General features: G+C 65.9%; 16 protein-coding genes and 1 pseudogene. 11 read left to right on the forward strand and 6 right to left on the reverse strand.

The annotated features are described in order from the left end of the window. Positions 1-23 precede the first annotated feature (23 nt). Positions 24-431 (forward strand): hypothetical protein, encoded by a 408-nt coding sequence (locus EJI00_RS10290; protein ID WP_126747369.1) that lies wholly within the window; start codon positions 24-26, stop codon positions 429-431. A 68-nt stretch (positions 432-499) separates the two neighbouring features. Here the strand turns inward: EJI00_RS10290 and EJI00_RS10295 are convergent, their stop codons facing one another. Both EJI00_RS10295 and EJI00_RS10300 read right to left on the reverse strand, forming a co-directional pair. Then, positions 500-943 carry an acyl-CoA thioesterase gene (locus EJI00_RS10295; protein ID WP_126747370.1) on the reverse strand — a complete coding sequence of 148 codons (444 nt, stop codon included), beginning with the start codon at positions 941-943 and terminating at the stop codon, positions 500-502. Continuing rightward, entirely contained in the window at positions 940-1,866 is a 927-nt protein-coding gene (locus tag EJI00_RS10300; RefSeq protein ID WP_126747371.1) for a histone deacetylase, read from the reverse strand. The genes EJI00_RS10295 and EJI00_RS10300 overlap by 4 nt, the downstream gene beginning before the upstream one ends. A 185-nt stretch (positions 1,867-2,051) precedes the next feature. On the opposite strand from EJI00_RS10300, the gene EJI00_RS10305 reads away from it, so the two are divergent. Continuing rightward, on the forward strand, positions 2,052-2,603 hold the full coding sequence (locus tag EJI00_RS10305; RefSeq protein WP_126747372.1) for a phasin family protein: 552 nt from the start codon (positions 2,052-2,054) through the stop codon (positions 2,601-2,603). A 136-nt stretch (positions 2,604-2,739) separates the two neighbouring features. Next, entirely contained in the window at positions 2,740-3,498 is a 759-nt protein-coding gene (locus EJI00_RS10310) for a 3-hydroxyacyl-CoA dehydrogenase (RefSeq protein ID WP_126747373.1), read from the forward strand. Here EJI00_RS10310 and EJI00_RS10315 read toward each other — a convergent pair. Continuing rightward, complete coding sequence (locus EJI00_RS10315; protein WP_126747374.1) at positions 3,446-4,387, reverse strand: YihY/virulence factor BrkB family protein; 942 nt, start codon at positions 4,385-4,387, stop codon at positions 3,446-3,448. The genes EJI00_RS10310 and EJI00_RS10315 overlap by 53 nt on opposite strands. A 93-nt stretch (positions 4,388-4,480) precedes the next feature. Here EJI00_RS10315 and dnaG point away from each other — a divergent pair, with 93 nt between their 5' ends. The 5 genes from dnaG (at position 4,481) to sugE (ending at position 11,959) form a co-directional block, all read left to right on the forward strand. Continuing rightward, positions 4,481-6,463, forward strand: coding sequence for a DNA primase (gene dnaG, locus EJI00_RS10320; RefSeq protein ID WP_126747375.1), 1,983 nt, complete (start codon positions 4,481-4,483; stop codon positions 6,461-6,463). A gap of 337 nt (positions 6,464-6,800) precedes the next feature. Next, positions 6,801-9,155 (forward strand): RNA polymerase sigma factor RpoD, encoded by a 2,355-nt coding sequence (gene rpoD / locus EJI00_RS10325; RefSeq protein ID WP_126747376.1) that lies wholly within the window; start codon positions 6,801-6,803, stop codon positions 9,153-9,155. An 89-nt stretch (positions 9,156-9,244) separates the two neighbouring features. Next, positions 9,245-10,480, forward strand: coding sequence for a multidrug effflux MFS transporter (locus EJI00_RS10330; RefSeq protein ID WP_126747377.1), 1,236 nt, complete (start codon positions 9,245-9,247; stop codon positions 10,478-10,480). Between the two features lie 4 nt (positions 10,481-10,484). Continuing rightward, complete coding sequence (locus EJI00_RS10335) at positions 10,485-11,618, forward strand: HPP family protein (protein ID WP_126747378.1); 1,134 nt, start codon at positions 10,485-10,487, stop codon at positions 11,616-11,618. Positions 11,619-11,638: 20 nt separating this feature from the next. Further along, on the forward strand, positions 11,639-11,959 hold the full coding sequence (gene sugE, locus EJI00_RS10340) for a quaternary ammonium compound efflux SMR transporter SugE (protein ID WP_126747379.1): 321 nt from the start codon (positions 11,639-11,641) through the stop codon (positions 11,957-11,959). 10 nt (positions 11,960-11,969) lie between these two features. Here the strand turns inward: sugE and EJI00_RS10345 are convergent, their stop codons facing one another. The 3 genes from EJI00_RS10345 to EJI00_RS10355 are packed head-to-tail and all read right to left on the reverse strand — an operon-like array spanning position 11,970 to position 15,180. Then, the gene (locus EJI00_RS10345) at positions 11,970-12,956 is read right to left on the reverse strand and encodes a tripartite tricarboxylate transporter substrate binding protein (protein WP_126747380.1); all 987 of its coding nucleotides are present in this window, start codon (positions 12,954-12,956) and stop codon (positions 11,970-11,972) included. A gap of 41 nt (positions 12,957-12,997) precedes the next feature. Continuing rightward, positions 12,998-14,212: a CaiB/BaiF CoA transferase family protein gene (locus EJI00_RS10350; RefSeq protein WP_126747381.1), complete on the reverse strand. Its 1,215-nt coding sequence runs from the start codon at positions 14,210-14,212 to the stop codon at positions 12,998-13,000. Further along, positions 14,209-15,180: a hydroxymethylglutaryl-CoA lyase gene (locus EJI00_RS10355; protein ID WP_126747382.1), complete on the reverse strand. Its 972-nt coding sequence runs from the start codon at positions 15,178-15,180 to the stop codon at positions 14,209-14,211. The genes EJI00_RS10350 and EJI00_RS10355 overlap by 4 nt, the downstream gene beginning before the upstream one ends. A 117-nt stretch (positions 15,181-15,297) precedes the next feature. Between EJI00_RS10355 and EJI00_RS10360 the strand changes: the two genes are divergently transcribed. From EJI00_RS10360 to EJI00_RS10370, 3 genes and pseudogenes are all read left to right on the forward strand, one after another. Then, positions 15,298-16,200, forward strand: coding sequence for a LysR family transcriptional regulator (locus EJI00_RS10360; protein WP_126747383.1), 903 nt, complete (start codon positions 15,298-15,300; stop codon positions 16,198-16,200). 135 nt (positions 16,201-16,335) lie between these two features. Further along, positions 16,336-17,229, forward strand: a pseudogene (locus EJI00_RS10365) (MBL fold metallo-hydrolase); the annotation flags it as partial. Then, entirely contained in the window at positions 17,223-17,951 is a 729-nt protein-coding gene (locus tag EJI00_RS10370) for a DsbA family protein (protein ID WP_126747385.1), read from the forward strand. The pseudogene EJI00_RS10365 and the gene EJI00_RS10370, both read left to right, overlap by 7 nt. Positions 17,952-17,971 lie beyond the last annotated feature (20 nt).

A 17,971-nucleotide genomic window follows, 5' to 3' on the forward strand; every position in this document is an offset into this window, starting at 1 on the left:
ACTGCAAAAAAGAAAGAACACCAATGAAAAAACATCTGCTCATGCTCGCCCTTGCTTCCACCTGCTTCATGGCCACGCACGCCAGCGCCATGACCCAGAATGAATACAAGGCCGCCAAGGAAAAGATCGAGGCCGACTACAAGTCCGCCAAGGCCCAGTGCGACGCGATGAAGGACAACGCGAAGGACGTTTGCGAGAAGGAAGCCAAGGGCACGGAGAACGTGGCAAAGGCCGAACTCGAGCAGCAGTACAAGCCGAGCGATGCACACGCCCGCAAGGTTGCCGAAGAAAAGGTGAAGGCCAAGTACGAAGTCGCGAAGGAAAAATGCGACGAGCAGAAGGGTGACGCCAAGTCCGCCTGCGAGAAGCAGGCCAAGGCCGATGAAGCCCAGGGCAAGGCCGACATCAAGGCCATGAAGAAGACCATGTAAGATCGCGGCGGTCCCAACCGGATCGCGGCAAGAAAAAACGGCGCCCTCGGGCGCCGTTTTTAATGGGGTCAGGTCTTCAAGGAGTCGACGACTCTCTGCAGCGCCTCGGGCAACGGCACCGGCCGCTGCGTGGCCCGGTCGACATACACATGCACGAAGTGGCCCTGCGCCGCTGCGGTTTCCGAGCCCTCCGCAAAGAGCGCAATTTCGTACCGGACGTTCGACCGGCCCGCCTGGGCCACGCGGATGCCGGCCTCCACCGTTTGCGGAAACGCGATCGGCGCGAAGTAGTTGCACTGCGTCTCGACCACGAAGCCGATGACCTGCCCCTGGTGGATGTCGAGCGCGCCGCGCTCGATCAGCAGCGCGTTCACCGCCGTGTCGAACCAGCTGTAGTAGACGACGTTGTTGACATGGCCGTACATGTCGTTGTCGGCCCAGCGCGTGGGGATGCTGCGAAACGCGCGGTAGCCGCTCCGGGAATTCGGCGTGGGTTTGGTGGCGGAGTTCATCGCGCGGCATTTTGCCAGCGGCGCCAGTACTCGAAGGCCACCCTGAAGGTGCCGAGTTGCACCTGCACCGTCTCGGCAATGTCGCTGGCGTAGCCGCCGGCCATGGCAAAGGCCACCGGAATGCGGCGCTGCCAGGTCCAGTCGAACACCCGCCGGTCCCGCGCCTCCAAGCCGTCGAACGTCAGCTTGAGCCGGCCGAGCCGGTCGCGCTCGAAGGGGTCGGCACCCGCCAGGTAGATCGCCAGCCCGGGCGCAAAGCGCCGGTCCAGCTCGTCGAGCGCATGCTCGAGCGCGGTGAGGTAGTCGGCATCTCCGCAGCCGTCGGGCAGCTCGACGTCCAGGTCGCTCGCCTCCTTGCGGAACGGAAAGTTCTTCTGGCCGTGCAGGGAGAGCGTGAAGACGCTCGGGTCGTTGCGAAAGATGCTCGCCGTGCCGTTGCCCTGGTGCACGTCGAGGTCGATGACCGCCACCTTCAGCTGCCGGCCGCTGCGGCCATGCTCGGCTTGCATCAGCCGCGCGGCCACGGCAGCGTCGTTGAAGACGCAGAATCCCCCGCCCTTGTCGGCATAGGCGTGGTGCGTGCCGCCCGCCATGTTGGCCGCCACGCCCCCGGCAAATGCCGCGCGGCAGGCCGCGATGGTCGCCCCGGTGGAGCGGCGCGAGCGCTCGACCATCGCCTCGCTCCAGGGAAAGCCGATTTCGCGCATCGCCTGCGGGCTTACGCTGCCGTCGCTGATGGCTGATATCCACTGCGGGGTATGGGCCAGCGCCAGCTCGCCGTCGGTGGCGCGCGGGGCCTGATCCATGTCTACTCCGGGCAGGTGCTCGAGCAGGCGGTCGCGCAGCAGCGCGTAGCGGGACATTGGAAAGCGGTGGCCGGGCGGCAAAGGCAGGACGAACTGGCCGGAATAGAAGGCGCGCATGGCCGCATTCTGGGGTGCGAGCCGAATTTAGAAAGTGTGTTCTAAATTGCTGCAAAGCAGCAAAACCCCCTTGATCGCAAAGCTGTGCTGCCTATACTTGAGGTCATGCTGCACCGCAACAAAAACAAAGACGACGAGGCAGCGCAACGTGAACCGACCACCATCATCCTTACTGGAGATTCCACATGGCACTGACCGCTGACCAAATCCTCGCCGCCCAAAAAGCAAACCTCGAAACCCTGTTCGGCCTGACCACCAAGGCTTTCGAAGGCGTCGAGAAGCTCGTCGAACTGAACGTGACCGCTTCCAAGGCTGCCCTGGCCGAAGCCGCCGGCACCGCCCAAGCCGCCCTGAACGTCAAGGACGCGCAAGAACTGCTGACGCTGCAAGCCAGCCTGTTCCAGCCCCTGGCCGAAAAGACCGCCGCCTACAGCCGTCATCTGTATGACATCGCCCAAGGCACCGGCGCCGAGTTCACCAAGGCTTTCGAAGCCAAGGCCGCTGAAGCCCAGCAAACCTTCGTCGGCCTGGTCGACAGCGCTTCCAAGAATGCACCCGCCGGCTCGGAAACCGCCGTTGCCGTGCTGAAGAGCGCCGTGGCTGCCGCCAACAACGCTTTCGAATCGGTCCAGAAGGCCGTCAAGCAAGCGTCGGACGTTGCCGAAGCCAACTTCAACGCCGTGTCGTCGCAAGCCGTCGCCGCCGCCAAGACCGCGACCACCGCCCGCAAGCGCTAAGCCGCCGGCCGAGCACCACCAGTTGTCTCCTTGGGTCCTCACGGATCCAATTCAGGGCCTCATCTTCGGATGAGGCCTTTTTTTATGTGCTGCCGGCCCTCTTCGATAATGCGGGCCTTATTTCAGGAGACTCTCAATGCAGATCGACGGCAAGGTTTTTATCGTGACCGGTGGCGCTTCGGGCCTTGGCGAAGGCACGGCGCGCATGCTGGCCGCCAATGGCGGCAAGGTGGTCGTCGCCGACATGCAGGCTGAAAAAGGCGAAGCCGTCGCCAAGGACATCGGCGGGGTGTTCGTGAAATGCGACGTGAGCCAGGAAGCCGACGGCCAGGCGGCGGTTGCCGCGGCCCAAAAGCTCGGCAAGCTGGTGGGCCTTGTCAACTGCGCGGGCATTGCGCCGGCCGAGAAGACCGTGGGCAAGAACGGCGCGCACGCGCTGGCCGTGTTCAGCAAGACCGTCACCGTCAACCTGATCGGCAGCTTCAACATGATTCGTCTTGCGGCCGAGGCCATGAGCAAGAACGAACCCGAAGCCACCAGCGAACGCGGCGTGCTGATCTCGACCGCCTCGGTCGCGGCCTATGACGGGCAAATGGGCCAGGCGGCCTACAGCGCCTCCAAGGGCGGCGTGGTCGGCATGACGCTCCCCATTGCGCGCGACCTGGCCCGCAACGGCATCCGCAACATGACCATCGCCCCCGGCATCTTCGGCACGCCCATGCTCTTCGGCATGCCGCAAGAGGTGCAGGACGCGCTGGCCGCCAGCGTGCCCTTCCCTTCACGCCTGGGCACGCCGGAGGACTACGCCAAGCTCGCCAGGCACATCATCGAGAACGACATGCTCAACGGCGAGGTGATTCGTCTGGACGGAGCGATTCGACTTCCGCCCCGGTAAGCGGCGGCACCGCCGTGCTGCCGGTGCGGTCCAGCCGCTCGTACTGGGCGATGACCTGGGCTCCCAGCAGCACGAGCGTGGCGGCAATCTCCAGGCTCAGCAGCACCACGATGGCCGTGGTGAGCGAGCCGTAGACCACGTTGACCTGCGAGAGCGTCGAGAAGTACCAGATCAGCACGTGCCGCGTGGCCTCCCACAACAGCGCGGCCGTCACGCCACCCAGCAGCGCGTGGCGCAGCGACATCCGCCCGGCCGGCATCACGAGGTAGAGCGAGGTCAGCATGAAGATCTCGCCGCCCAGCCCCAGCAGGTAGAGCAGCAGCCCCGACACGCCCGAGAGCGACCAGTTGCGGCCGAACAGGTCGACGCTTTCCTGCCCGACCAGCTGCAGCGCGCCCGACACCAGCGTCATCAGCACCAGGCCCACGCACAGGAACAGGATATACAGGTACGGCATGACGGCCGACACCAGGAAGTGGCGCTTGTGGTCCGCCTTGCGGTGATGAAAGATCACCGCCATGGCGCTTTCGAGGATGCTGAAGGCCAGCGAGCTGAAAAAGATCATGGTGACCAGCAGCACCGGCCCCATCACGTCCCGGTGGTCGAGAAAGTTCGACAGCTCCGCCACGATGGCCTTGGATTGCCCGGGCAGCAGCCACTCGAGATAGCGGCCGATGGTGCGCAGCAATTCGGCCTGCTCGATCACATGCGACATCGCGATCACGCTCACGATGAGCAGCGGCACGATGGAAAGCAGTGCGTAATACGCCACCGCGCCCGCCAGCAGCAGGCCCTGGTTCGCGCGAAACGCCTTGAGCGCGTCCCACATGAATCGGAGGGGGTGGCGCAGCAGCGGCGCGACGTGTTGCAATGGCTTGGGCGTCTTCATGCGTGAATTCCGGGGCGTTCATCCGGTGCGGGCAGTATGCCGCCCGGCGCAGGCGTTCCGCCGCTTGCGTATGATTTGCCGCTCTTCGCCTACATGACCATCCCCGCTTCTTTCATCCAGGAACTCATCGCGCGCGCCGACGTGGTGGAGATCGTCGGGCGCTATGTGCAGCTCAAGAAGGCCGGCGCCAACTTCATGGGCCTGTGCCCGTTCCACGGGGAAAAGTCGCCTTCTTTCTCGGTCAGCCCGACCAAGCAGTTCTATCACTGCTTCGGCTGCGGGGTGCACGGCAACGCCATCGGTTTTCTCATGGAGCATGCGGGCATGGGCTTTGTCGAGGCGGTGCACGACCTGGCCGGCCAATACGGCCTGCAAGTGCCCGAGGACGACGCCTCGCCCGCCGAACGCGCCCGCGCCGCAAACCAGCGCCAGAAGCAGGCCACCCTGACCGACGTGCTCGAAAAAGCCGGCGAGGCTTACCGAAAGGCCCTGCGGCAGGCGCCCGGCGCCATCGAATACCTGAAGGGCCGCGGCGTTTCGGGCGAAGTGGCCAAGCAGTTCGGCATCGGCTATGCGCCGGCCGGCTGGCGCGCCCTGGCCAGCGTGTTTCCGGACTACGACGATCCACTGCTCGCCGAAAGCGGCCTGGTCATCGTCAACACCGAAGACGGCGCAGAGGACGCCAAGCGCTACGACCGCTTCCGCGACCGCGTGATGTTCCCCATCCGCAACGTCAAGGGCGAATGCATCGGCTTCGGCGGCCGGGTGCTCGGCGACGAAAAGCCCAAATACCTGAACTCCCCCGAAACGCCGGTCTTCAGCAAGGGACGGGAGCTCTACGGCCTGTACGAGGCGCGCGCCGCCTTCCGCGAGCGCGGCTATGCGCTGGTGACCGAGGGCTACATGGACGTGGTCGCGCTGGCGCAGCTCGGTTTTCCGAATGCCGTGGCCACGCTCGGCACGGCCTGCACCACGGAGCATGTGCAAAAGCTGTTCCGGTTCACCGAATCGGTGGTGTTCAGCTTCGACGGCGATGCGGCCGGTCGGCGCGCGGCGCGCAAGGCGCTCGACGGCGCCCTGCCCTATGCCACCGACGTGCGCAGCATCAAGTTCCTGTTTCTGCCGGCCGAGCACGACCCCGACAGCTTCATCCGCGAATTCGGGGCCGACGCGTTCGCGCGCTTCGTGCAAGAGGCCACGCCGCTCTCGCGCTTCATGATCGAGGCCGCGCGCGAGGGCTGCGATCTCACCACCGCCGAGGGCCGCGCCCACATGAGCAGCAACGCGCGGCCGCTCTGGAGCGCCATGCCCGACGGCGCGCTCAAGCGGCAGATGCTGAGCGAGATCGCCACGCTGGTGCAGCTGGACGCGAAGGCCCTCTCGGAGCTCTGGGCCGCCACGCCGGGCCCGCGCAAGGCAGCCGCGGCACCCGCGCCGCGTCATTCCGGCGAGCCGGGCGACCCGTTCGACTACGCCGACATGCCGCCGCCGGCCGAATACGAACCGCCCCGCTACGAAAGCGATAGCGGCAGCAAGCCCCGCGGCAAATTCATCAAGGGCAAGCGCTGGGGCGGCAAGTTCGAGGCTCCCATCGAGCCCCTGCGCGGCCGGGGCAAGCCGCCAAGCCGGCCCGACGTGGCGGTGCGGCTGCTGCTGTCGAACATGGCGCAGTGGGAAGCCCTTTCGCATGAGCTCCATGTGATGCTGTGCGACCTGCCCGGTCAGCACGGGGCGCTTTTTACCTGGCTGGACAGCCAGTTGCACGAGCACGGCGTGCAGCCTTGGGCGGCGCTGCGCGAAGGCATGCGCGGGCTCGACTTCGAGCCGCTGGCGGAGCGGCTCATGAGCGTGTCCGAAGCGGCGCCCGTACCCGAAGGAGAAGAAGACCAGCATCTGGCCGATGCGGCCAAGGAGCTTTCGAGCGTGCTCGATTTCATGCTCGACGACCGCCTGAAAGCCCAGCAGAGCGAGGCCATTGCCGCTGTGGGCACCGACCCTAAGGCCCTGGAGCGCTACAAGGCCCTGGAGGCGCGAAGGCTCGAATTGCGCACCCGGCTGAAGCCCTCCGGTGCATAAAGTGCTTGAAATTTGCGCAATAGGCTATAATGTAAGGCTTCGCAACTGGCGAAATTAGGCAAGAGCGACAGCAGCACCTCCGGGCCGACCCCTAGCGCAACGCACTCCAACGGAAAAAATCCGTCGGAAAGGGTCAATAACCGCAAGGACTGCACACCAAATGTTCGCCCGACATCTTGCCTGACGAGGAATTTCTTCCTCTTTCCCAATTGTCTTGTCCGTGCCTGTGCGCGGGCTTTTGTGTCTCGTCCGTGCCTGTGCACGGGCCGTGGCGGTGCTGCCCATGTGGCGGCGCCCCTGTGATTTCGCTTGGTCCATCTTGCTGTAACGAGGTCGTATGCCCAGTTCAAAGAAGCCTGCTCCTTCACTCGCCAAAGGCGTCGCCGCAAAGCCTGTCGCAGAAAAACCGTTGAAAGCCGGCGTTATGCCGGCAACTAAGTCGGGTGCCGCCGCGTCCAAATCGGCAGCCGCAACGAAAGTGAAAACCGTGCCCACGAAATCGACCTCCATCGACGATCCGAAAAAAGCCGCCGCCAAGACGGTTGCCGCCGCCCCTGCCGCCAAGAAAGTCGGCCGCCCGCCCAAGGCCGCCGGCGCCGCCGCGCCCGCCACCGGCGCCAAGCGCGGCCGCAAGCCCAAGGCCGGCAATGACGCCCCCGAGAGCGACATCGACCTGTCGGACATCGAGGAAGACCTGGTCGGCGACGAACCCGCAACTGCAACGACCACCGAGGAAAAGGTCAAGCCGCTGCGCATGAAGATCAGCAAGGCGAAGGAACGCGCCTTGATGAAGGAATTCGGCCTCGACGAGACCGTGCTCTCCGAGGAAGACCTGGCCAAGCGCCGTTCGCGCCTGAAGACCCTGATCACGCTGGGCAAGACCCGCGGCTACCTCACGCATGGCGAAATCTCCGACCACCTGCCCGACAAGCTGGTCGACGCCGAGACCATGGAAGTCGTGGTCACCATGCTCAACGACATGGGCGTGGCGGTGTACGAGCAGACGCCCGACGCCGAGACCCTGCTGCTGAACAACACCGCGCCCACCGCCACCACGGTGGAAGAAGCCGAGGAAGAAGCCGAAGCCGCGCTCTCCACGGTGGACAGCGAATTCGGCCGCACCACCGACCCCGTGCGCATGTACATGCGCGAAATGGGCACGGTCGAGCTGTTGACGCGCGAAGGCGAAATCGAAATCGCCAAGCGCATCGAAGGCGGCCTGATGGCCATGATGGAAGCCATTTCGGCCTCCCCCGCCACCATCGCCGAAATCCTGCGCCTGGCCGCCGACATCCGTGAAGGCAAGGTCGTCATCTCCACCGTGGTGGACGGCTTCTCGAACCCCAACGAGGCCGACGACTATGTGGCCGAAGAAGACTTCGACGAATTCGACGAGGAAGACGACGACGACGGCAAGGGCGGCTCCAAGGCGCTGACCAAGAAGCTCGAAGAACTCAAGCGCGACGCGCTCGAGCGTTTCGACCGCATCGCCGTCATGTTCGAGAAGGTCCACAAGATCTACGACAAGGAAGGCTACGGCACGCCGGCCTACCAGAAGGCCCAGCAGGCCCTGTCGGACGAGCTCATGACCATCCGCTTCACGGCCAAGACCATCGAGAAGCTGTGCGACCTGGTTCGCACGCAGGTCGACGACGTGCGCAAGAAGGAGCGCGAGCTGCGCCGCATCATCGTGGACAAGTGCGGCTTTCCGCAGGACGAGTTCATTCGCGACTTCTCCGGCTACGACAAGAACGGCAACCGCGTGCCGTCGAACCTGCTCAACCTGAAGTGGGTCGAGAAGCAGGCCGCCTCAGGCAAGCCCTGGAGCGCCGTGCTCGCGCGCAACATTCCGCCGGTGCAGGAGCTGCAGCAAAAGCTCGCCGACATCCAGTCGCGCGTGGTGGTGCCGCTCACCCAGTTGAAGGAAATCAACAAGCGCATGAACGAGGGCGAATCGTCCTCGCGCGACGCCAAGAAGGAAATGATCGAGGCCAACCTGCGCCTCGTGATCTCCATCGCCAAGAAGTACACCAACCGCGGCCTGCAGTTCCTCGACCTGATCCAGGAAGGCAACATCGGTCTCATGAAGGCGGTCGACAAGTTCGAATACCGTCGCGGCTACAAGTTCTCGACCTACGCTACGTGGTGGATCCGCCAGGCGATTACCCGGTCCATCGCGGATCAAGCCCGAACCATCCGCATTCCGGTGCACATGATCGAGACGATCAACAAGATGAACCGCATCTCGCGCCAGCATCTGCAGGAGTTCGGCTTCGAGCCCGACGCCAGCATCCTGGCCGCGAAGATGGAGATCCCGGAAGACAAGATCCGCAAGATCATGAAGATCGCGAAGGAGCCGATCTCGATGGAAACCCCCATCGGCGACGACGACGATTCGCACCTGGGCGACTTCATCGAGGACAGCAGCAACACGGCGCCTATCGAAGCCGCAATGCAGGCGGGCCTGCGCGACGTGGTCAAGGACATCCTGGACAGCCTCACGCCGCGCGAAGCCAAGGTGCTGCGCATGCGCTTCGGCATCGAGATGAGCACGGACCACACGCTGGAAGAAGTCGGCAAGCAGTTCGACGTGACCCGCGAGCGCATCCGCCAGATCGAGGCCAAGGCCCTGCGCAAGCTCAAGCATCCTTCGCGTTCGGACAAGCTGCGCAGCTTTATTGATACGCTCTAAGCCGGTCTCCCGGTATTTCTCTGACGAGGAGGCGCCCGCAAGGGCGCTTTCTTTTTTGGCCTTCGGATAAGAAAAATGGAGCAAACCTCATGAATCCCGATGCAGACAAGCTCTGGCTGGCCCCGCGCTGGGCGCTTGCCGTGCTGCTCGCAGTGCTGGGCATGCTCGGTCCCTTTTCCATCGACACCTACATTCCGGCCTTCTCGGGCATTGCGCGCTCCATTGGCGCCACGCCCGCAGAAATGCAGCAGACGCTTTCGGCCTACCTGTTCGGCTTTGCGTTCATGAACCTGTTCCACGGTGCGCTGTCGGACAGCTTCGGCCGCCGGCCCGTGGTGCTATGGGGCCTTGCGGTGTTCACCATTGCTTCGCTGGGCTGCGCACTGTCGCAGAACATTGCGCAGCTGGTGCTGTTCCGCGGACTGCAGGGCCTGTCGACCGGTGCGGGGATCGTGGTCTCACGCGCGGTCATCCGCGACATGTTCCCGCCGGCCGACGCGCAGCGCGTGATGAGCCAGGTGACCATCTACTTCGGCGTGGCGCCGGCCATTGCGCCCATCGTCGGTGGCTTTCTCTTCGTTCATGCCGGCTGGCATGCGATCTTCTGGTTCCTGGTGGCAGTCGGCGTGATCCTGTTCGTGGCCAACTACAAGCTCTTGCCCGAAACCCTGCACCAGAGCCAGCGCCAGCCGTTCCAGGTGCGCCACCTGATGCGCGGCTACTGGGACCTGTGCTCCGACCCGCGCTTTCTGCTGCTCGCCTTTGCAAGCGGCGTTCCGTTCAACGGCATGTTCCTCTATGTGCTGGCGGCGCCGGCCTTCCTGGGCGACCACCTCGCCCTGGCGCCGACGCAGTTCTTCTGGTTCTTCCTGCTGACCATCGGCGGCATCATGTCCGGCGCGTGGGCCAGCGGCCGCATGGCGGGCAAGGTGGCGCCCAAGCGGCAGATCCGCGACGGCTTTCTGATCATGCTGGTGACCTCGCTGGTGAACGTTGCGGCCAACGCGCTGTTCACCGCGCATGCGGCGTGGGCCCTGTGGCCGCTGGCGGTGTTCGCCTTCGGCTGGGCGCTGATGGTGCCGGTCGTCACCCTGCTGGTGCTCGACCTCCATCCGGAGCGGCGCGGCATGGCCTCGTCGCTGCAGGCCGTCATCGGCTCGACTGCCAACGGCATCGTTGCCGGCGTGGTGGCGCCGCTGGTCATGCACTCCACACTGGCCCTGGCGTTGACCTCGATGCTGATGCTCGGCATCGGCCTTGTCGCCTGGGTCTGGTTGCACGGGCAGTGGCCCGAAATTGGCCGCCGTGTGGCGGCGGAGGTCTGACGCCATGCCGCAGCTTTCCGCTTTGCTGACGCATGCGCGCGCCTGGCTGCCGGGCCGCAACACCGTCGACGTGCGCGAGCGCATGCGCGCCGTGGGCGGCGCGGCAATTGGCTTGCTCATCACCGCGCTGCTGTGCCGCTGGATGGCCGAGGCGGCGGGCATCAGCGTCTGGCTGATCGCGCCGATGGGTGCAAGCGCCGTGCTGGTGTTTGCGGTGCCCTCGAGCCCGTTGGCGCAGCCCTGGTCGGTCATCGTGGGCAACACGCTGTCCACGCTGGTGGGCATTGCCTGCGTGCGCTGGGTGCCCGATGCCGCCTGGGCCGCGGCGCTGGCCGTCGGCGCGGCCATCGGGCTGATGTTTGCGACGCGCAGCCTGCACCCGCCGGGCGGCGCTGCCGCGCTGCTCGCCGTGCTGACGCAGACCACCGACTTTTCGGCGGCGCTGTTTCCCACTCTCGTGAACTCGCTGCTGCTGGTGCTGGCCGGCGTCGCCTACAACACGTTCACCGGCAGGCGCTATCCGCACGTGCAGGTGGCGCGGCCGCCGTCGGCGGATGCCCGCTTCAGCCAGGCCGACGTCGACGCGGTGCTGGCGCGCTACAACCAGGTGCTGGACATCAGCCGCGACGACCTCGAATCGCTGATCCAGCAGACCGAGCTCGAGTCGTACAAGCGGCGCCTCGGTACCCTGCATTGCGCCGACATCATGTCGCGCGAGCCGGTGTCGGTGGAGTTCGGCACGCCGCTGCAGGAGGCGTGGACGCTCATGAACCAGCGCCGCATCAAGGCCCTGCCCGTCATCGACCGCACGCGCCGCGTGGTCGGCATCGTGACGCAGGCCGACTTCTTTCGCATGCTCGACCTGGAGCACCACGAAGGCATTGCGGGGCGCCTGCGCGACCTGATCCGCGCCACGCGCACCGTGGTGTCGAACAAGCCGGAAGTGGTCGGCCAGATCATGACGCGCCAGGTGCGCGTGGCCAGCGCCGACCGCCCGGTGGTCGACCTGGTGCCGCTGTTCTCGGAGGGCGGCCACCACCATATCCCCATCATCGACCATGAAAGGCGGCTCACCGGCATGATCACGCAGTCGGATTTCGTGCGCGCGCTCTACCGCGCCGTGCGGCCCGAGAACTGAAACCTTTTCAAGGAGCGCACATGGCGTGGGTCGTGTTGTTGGCGGCGGGTCTGCTCGAAATGGGCTGGGCCATCGGTCTCAAGTACACCGAAGGATTTACCAGGCTGTGGCCGTCGATCGGCACCGCCCTTTCGATGGTGCTGAGCGTGGTTCTGCTGGGCTGGGCCATGCGGTCGCTGCCCGTGGGCACCGCCTATGCGGTGTGGACCGGCATCGGCGCGGTGGGCACGGTCATCCTGGGCATCGTGCTGTTCCACGAGCCCGCCAACGCGGCGCGGCTCATCTGCGTCGGCCTGATCGTCGCGGGCATCCTCGGGCTCAAGATCACAAGCCCGGCCTGAGCCCCCTGCTTCATTCCAATACGACGTTCGCCTTCTTCACCAGCGCCGCATAGCGTGCGGCTTCGCTTTTGAAGTAGCTCGCGGCCTGTTCGGGCGAAGTGGGCTTGATGACGTTGCCCTGCTTGTCCATGGCCTCGCGCACCTCTTCGCTCGTGAAAGCCGCGGCCACCGCGGCATGCGCGCGCTGGATCTCGGCGGGCTGCATCTTCGGCGGGCCGATCACCGCGAACCAGCCTTCCACCGCGTAGTTGGGCAGGCCCTGCTCCGCAATGGTCTGGATATCGGGCGCCGCCGGCGAGCGCTGCGCGCTGCACAGGCCGATGGCCCGCAGCGCTCCGCTCTTGAGGTGCGGCTGCACCGCGGGCAACGCCACCACGCCCATCTCGACCTGGCCCGCGATCATGTCGGTGACCATCGGGCCGGTGCCCTTGTAGGGAATGTGCCGCGCCTTCACGCCGGCCTCTTCCATGAACATCTCTCCGGCCAAGTGAATGATGGTGCCGTTGCCCGACGAAGCGTAGTTGTAGGTGTCGGGCTTGGCGCGCAGCAGCGCCACCAGTTCTTTCACGTTCTTGGCAGGCAGCTTGGGATTCACCACCAGCACCAGCGGCGTCGCGCCCACCACGCTGATGGGCGTCACGTCCGCGATGGCGTCGAAGGGCATCTTCTTGTACACGGCCGGATTGATGACGTGGTTGTTCGACACCATGCCGAGCGTGAGCCCGTCGGGCGCGGCCTTGACCACCACCGATGTGCCGGTGATGCCGCCCGCGCCGGGCAGGTTTTCTATCACCACCGGCTGGCCGAAGGCCTTGCCGAGCGCAACCGATGCCGCGCGCGCGATGGCGTCGACGCCCGAACCGGCGCTGATCGGCAGGATGAAACGTATGGGCTTGTCGGAGCCCTGCGCGAGCGCGGGGCACGCGGCCAGCGCGGCGGCGGAAGCACCAAAACCCAGTGCGGCGCGGCGGGTCATCGGGGGAAGCATCGTGTGCATGGTCTTGTCTCTCTTTATGGTTTTCGAAGAAAAAATCGCGCTCAGGCGATGGCCAATTCGGCCTGCATGGCCGCCACCTGCGCCTCGGCATAGCCGAGTTCGGCCAACAGTTCCCGCGTGTGCTCGCCGAGTGTCGGCGGGTCCAGCCGCACGCCCAGGCGCTCGCCGCCCAGCGTGATCGGGAACAGGGTGGTCTGCGCGGTTTCCCCTGCGCGCTCGCCGTCGGGCAGGCGGATCTCGGCAAGGCCGCCGGTGGCCTTCAGGTGCGGATCGTCGTAGAGGTCTTCAGGCCGCACGATGGGCGCGAAAGGCAGGCCGCGCGCCTCGAAGATGGCCGACAGCTCGGCGGCCGAATGGTCGGCCAGCCGGCCGCGCAGGTCCGCGAGCAAGGCGGGCCGCACGCGAACCCGGTCGTTGTTGGTGCGCAAGGCCGGGTCGGCCTTCAGGTCGTCGAAGCCGAGCGCATCGCAGAACACCCGCCATTGCGCGTCGCTCACCGCGGCCAGAAAGATCTGCTCGCCGTCCTTCACCGTGAACACGTCGTACAGCGCCCAAGCCGAGATGCGCTCGGGCATCGGCGCTGCGGCCTGGCCCGTGATGGCGTACTGCAGCATGTGCTGGCCGACCAGAAACACGTTGTTCTCGAACAGCGCGGACTGCACCTCGCAGCCCTTGCCGGTCTGTATGCGCTGCATGAGCGCGGCCATGGCGCCGATGGCGCCGAACATGCCGCCCATGATGTCGTTCACGCTGGTGCCCGCGCGCAGCGGGTCGCCAGGCCGGCCCGTCATGTAGGCCAGGCCCCCCATCATCTGCACCACCTCGTCGAGCGCGGTGCGGTGCTCGTAGGGCCCGGGCAGAAAACCGGTGTGGTTCACGTACACCAGCCGCGGGTTGAGCTTGCCGAGCGCGGCATAGCCGAGCCCGTACTTGTCCATGGTGCCGGGCCTGAAGTTCTGCGCCACCACGTCGGCCGTGGCGCACAGGCGCAGCGCCGCCTCGAGCCCCTGCGGGTGGCGTAGGTCGAGCGCAATGCTCTTCTTGTTGCGGTTGAACATCGGGAAAAAGCCCGTGCCCGCGCCCAACAGCTGTCGCGTGCGGTCGCCTTCGATGGGCTCGACCTTGATGACCTCCGCACCCAGGTCGGCCAGCACCATGCCGCAAGTCGGGCCCATGACCATGTGCGTGAACTCGACCACGCGGATGCCGGTGAGCGGCAGGCGCTTTTCCTCGGGCTTCGTCGTGGTGTCGTTCATGCCGCGACTCCGGCGCTTGCCGCAAAGGTCTTCGGAAAACCCGCGCGCCACACGGTGCCCTGCAGCGTTTCGCCTTCGAGCCAGCCGGCCACGCGCTCGCGCAAGTCGAGCAGCTTCGGCAGATCGACGCCGGTGCGCACGCCCATGCTCTCGAGCATGAACACGAGGTCTTCGGTGTCGACGTTGCCGCTGGCGCCGGGCGCGTGCGGGCAGCCGCCGATGCCGGCCAGGCACGCATCGAAGCGCGAAATACCGACTTCCAGTGCGGCGTACACGTTGGCAAGACCGAGGCCGCGCGTGTCGTGGAAATGGCCGCACCACAAGCGGTCGCCCGCGATGCGCTGCGCGCGCTCGAACAGGCTGCGGACCATGGCGGGATCGGCATAGCCGACGGTGTCCGCCAGGCCCACCCGGTCGGCGCCGGCATCGAGCAGTGCCTGCATGAGGCGCAGCACTTCTTCCGTCTCTACGTGGCCCTGGATGGTGCAGCCGAAGGCGGTGCCGACGCCGCCCTCGATCATCGTCTTGGAGCCCGCGGCATCGCGCGCGGCGCGGATGCGTGCGACTTCGGCCACCACTTCGTCGGGCGTCTTGCGCAGGTTGGCCAGGCTGTGCGCGTGGCTGGCCGACAGCGGCACCATCATCAGGTCGGCCTCGCCCGCAATGGCGAGTTCCGCGCCCCGCAGGTTGGGCACCAGCACCGAAGTGAAAAGCCCCGGCAGCGTCTTGGCGTAGGCCAGCAGTTCGGCTGTGTCCGCCAGTTGCGGCAGCAGACGGGCGGGCACGAAGGAGCCGACTTCGATCTCGTGCTGGCCGGCGGCATGCGCGTCGCGAATCCATTCGAGCTTCTGCGCGGTGGGCAGCGTTCTCGCGATGCTCTGCAGGCCGTCGCGCAGCCCCACTTCGCGGACAACCGCGCTGGGCGGCAAAAAGGCGTGAGCGGCGGGCGCTACCGATGCGTCGTTCAAGGCTGTCTCCTTCGTGGTCTGGCGCGATGTTAGGAGTTCCCATTCGAATCAGAAAATAGATTTTGGAAGCCAATTCGTTCCAGAATGGAATACCACATCTCAAGACCCGGCAACCACATGAGAGACCTCGACCTCACTACCCTCCGCCTCTTCGTCTCCGTGTGCGAAACCCGCAGCATCGCGCGCGCCGGGGAGCAAGCCAGCATCGTCGGCTCGGCCATCAGCAAGCGCCTCGCGCAACTCGAAGACGCCGTCGGCACGCCGCTGCTGCTGCGAAAGCGCCGCGGCGTGGTACCCACGCCGGCCGGCGAAACATTGCTCGAGCATGCGCGCGCGATGCTCGGCAGCGCGCAGCGCATCGAGCGCGACATGGCCGCGTACGCAAGCGGAGCGCGGGGGCATGTGCGCATCCTCGCGTCGGCCTCGGTCATGGCCGAATCGCTGGCCGAAGACGTGGCCAACTTTCTGCAGAACCCCGCGCACCGCGACATCCGGGTCGACATGGAAGAGCGCGTGAGCCCCGAGATCGTGCGCGGCATTCGCGAGGGCAGCGCGTCGATTGGCCTGTGCTGGGACGCCGCCGACCTTGAAGGCCTGCAGCGGCGCAGCTACCGCACCGACCACCTGGCCGTGGTCGCGCACCCGTCGCACCCGGCAGCACGCCGCGGCAAGGTGCGCTTCGAGGATGTGCTCGAACACGAGTTCGTCGGCATGCCCGCGCTGAGCGCCGTGCAGTTGATGCTCGCCCGCGAAGCCGCCGTGGCCGGCAAGCCGCTGGCCTATCGCGTGCTGGTGACCAACTTCGACGCCGCGCTGCGCGTGGTGCGCGCCGGCTTGGCCATCAGCGTGGTGCCCGCGGAAGTGGCGCAGCCCTTTGCCGACGCCTATGGCCTGCGGCTCATGCCGTTGACCGACGCCTGGGCGCGCCGCCGCTTCGCGATCTGCTTTCGCGGCGAAGAGACGTTGTCGCTGGCGGCGCAGTTGCTCGTGGCACATCTCGAAAAGTGCGCCACGGACTGACCATCGGCATTTCAATTCGACCGAAAACAGAAACTATTCGTTGGTCGAATCGGGATTTTTATTCCTTTTAATGAAACCTACCATCGGGTCTGTCACGTTGTCACCCATCAAGCCCATTCAACCGAAAGACCCGAAATGTTCCGCAGAAGCCTTATTTCCGCTGCCGCCCTTTCCGCCGCGCTGTCCCTTGCCTCGTTCGCAGCCGGGGCTGCCGAGCCGCTGAAGCTGGACGTGTACAACCCCGGCGCCAAGTCGATGTTCCCCGTGTCTTCCGAGCTGGTCACGGGCCAGGCCGATGCGGTGCTGATCGACGCGCAGTTCCAGCGCAACGACGCCGAGGCGCTGGTGAAGAAGATCAAGGCCAGCGGCAAGAAGCTGACCACGGTCTACATCAGCCACAGCGATCCCGACTACTACTTCGGCCTCGACGTGATCCAGGCCGCCTTCCCCGACGCGAAGATCGTCGCCACGCCGCAGACCGTGGCCGCCATCCAGGCATCGAAGGACGGCAAGCTCGCGCACTGGGGCCCCATCCTGAAGGAGAACGCGCCCAAGGCACTGGTCGTGCCCGAGCCGCTCGCCGGCGACAGCATCGAGCTCGAAGGCCGCAAGATCCAGGTGGTGGGCCTCGACGGCCCGACCCCGGCGCGCACCTTTGCGTGGATTCCCTCCATCAAGGCCGTGGTCGGCGGCGTGCCCGTGTCGGCCAACATCCACCTGTGGGTCGCCGACACGCAAACGCCCGAATCGCGCCGCGACTGGCTCAAGACGCTCGGCCGCATCGAAGCGCTGCGCCCCAGGACCGTGGTGCCCGGCCACTTCGAGTCCAATGCCGATGGATCGATGCCCTACTCGGTGGCTTCGGTGAAGTTCACGCGCAGCTACCTGCAAGCCTTCGAAACCGAGGCCGCCAAGGCCAAGGACTCGGCCGCGCTTGTCGCCGCCATGAAGAAGCGCTACCCCAAGCTGCAGCACGCTTCGTCGCTCGAACTGAGCGCAAAGGTGATCAAGGGAGAAATGAAATGGCCGCAGTGAGCAACAACAACACCACGCTGCACTACATCTTCGATCCGATGTGCGGCTGGTGCTATGCGGCCGCACCGCTGGTCGATGCGGCGCGCAGCGTGGCCGGGCTCAAGGTCGAGTTCCATGGCGGCGGCATGATGACCGGCGCCAACCGGCGGTCCATCACCGCGCAGTGGCGCGACTACGTGATGCCGCACGACCGGCGCATTACCGAGCTCACGGGCCAGCCCTTCGGCGAAGCCTACTTCGAAGGGCTGCTGCGCGACACCGGCGCGGTAATGGATTCCGAGCCGCCGACCACCGCGGTGCTCGCGGCTGAGGCGCTGCGAACGGGTGGCGGCCTCGACATGATCCATCGGCTGCAGCGCGCGCACTATGTCGAAGGCCGGCGCATCGCCGACGTGGACGTGCTCGCAGCGGTGGCCGCAGAACTTGGCTTTGATGCCGAGTCCTTTGCATCGGCTTTCGCACGCCTGTCCGGCGAGGCCACTGCGCAGCACATTGCCGCCAGCCGGCAGCTGCTGCAGCGCGCAGGTGGCCAGGGCTTCCCGACCTTTGTGCTGGTGCAAGCCGATGGCAGCGCGAGCCGGGTCGACATCGGTCCGTGGCTCGGGCGTGCCGACGAATGGAAGGCGCAGCTGGCCACGCTGGCAGCGCCTGCTGGCGACGCGGCAAACGCTGGCGCCGGCCAAGCGTCGTGCGGCCCCGACAGCTGCGCAATCTAGGCCATCACAGCCTTCGCGCT

This window comes from Variovorax sp. DXTD-1 (genome assembly GCF_003984625.1).
Classification (GTDB): Bacteria; Pseudomonadota; Gammaproteobacteria; order Burkholderiales; family Burkholderiaceae_C; genus Variovorax.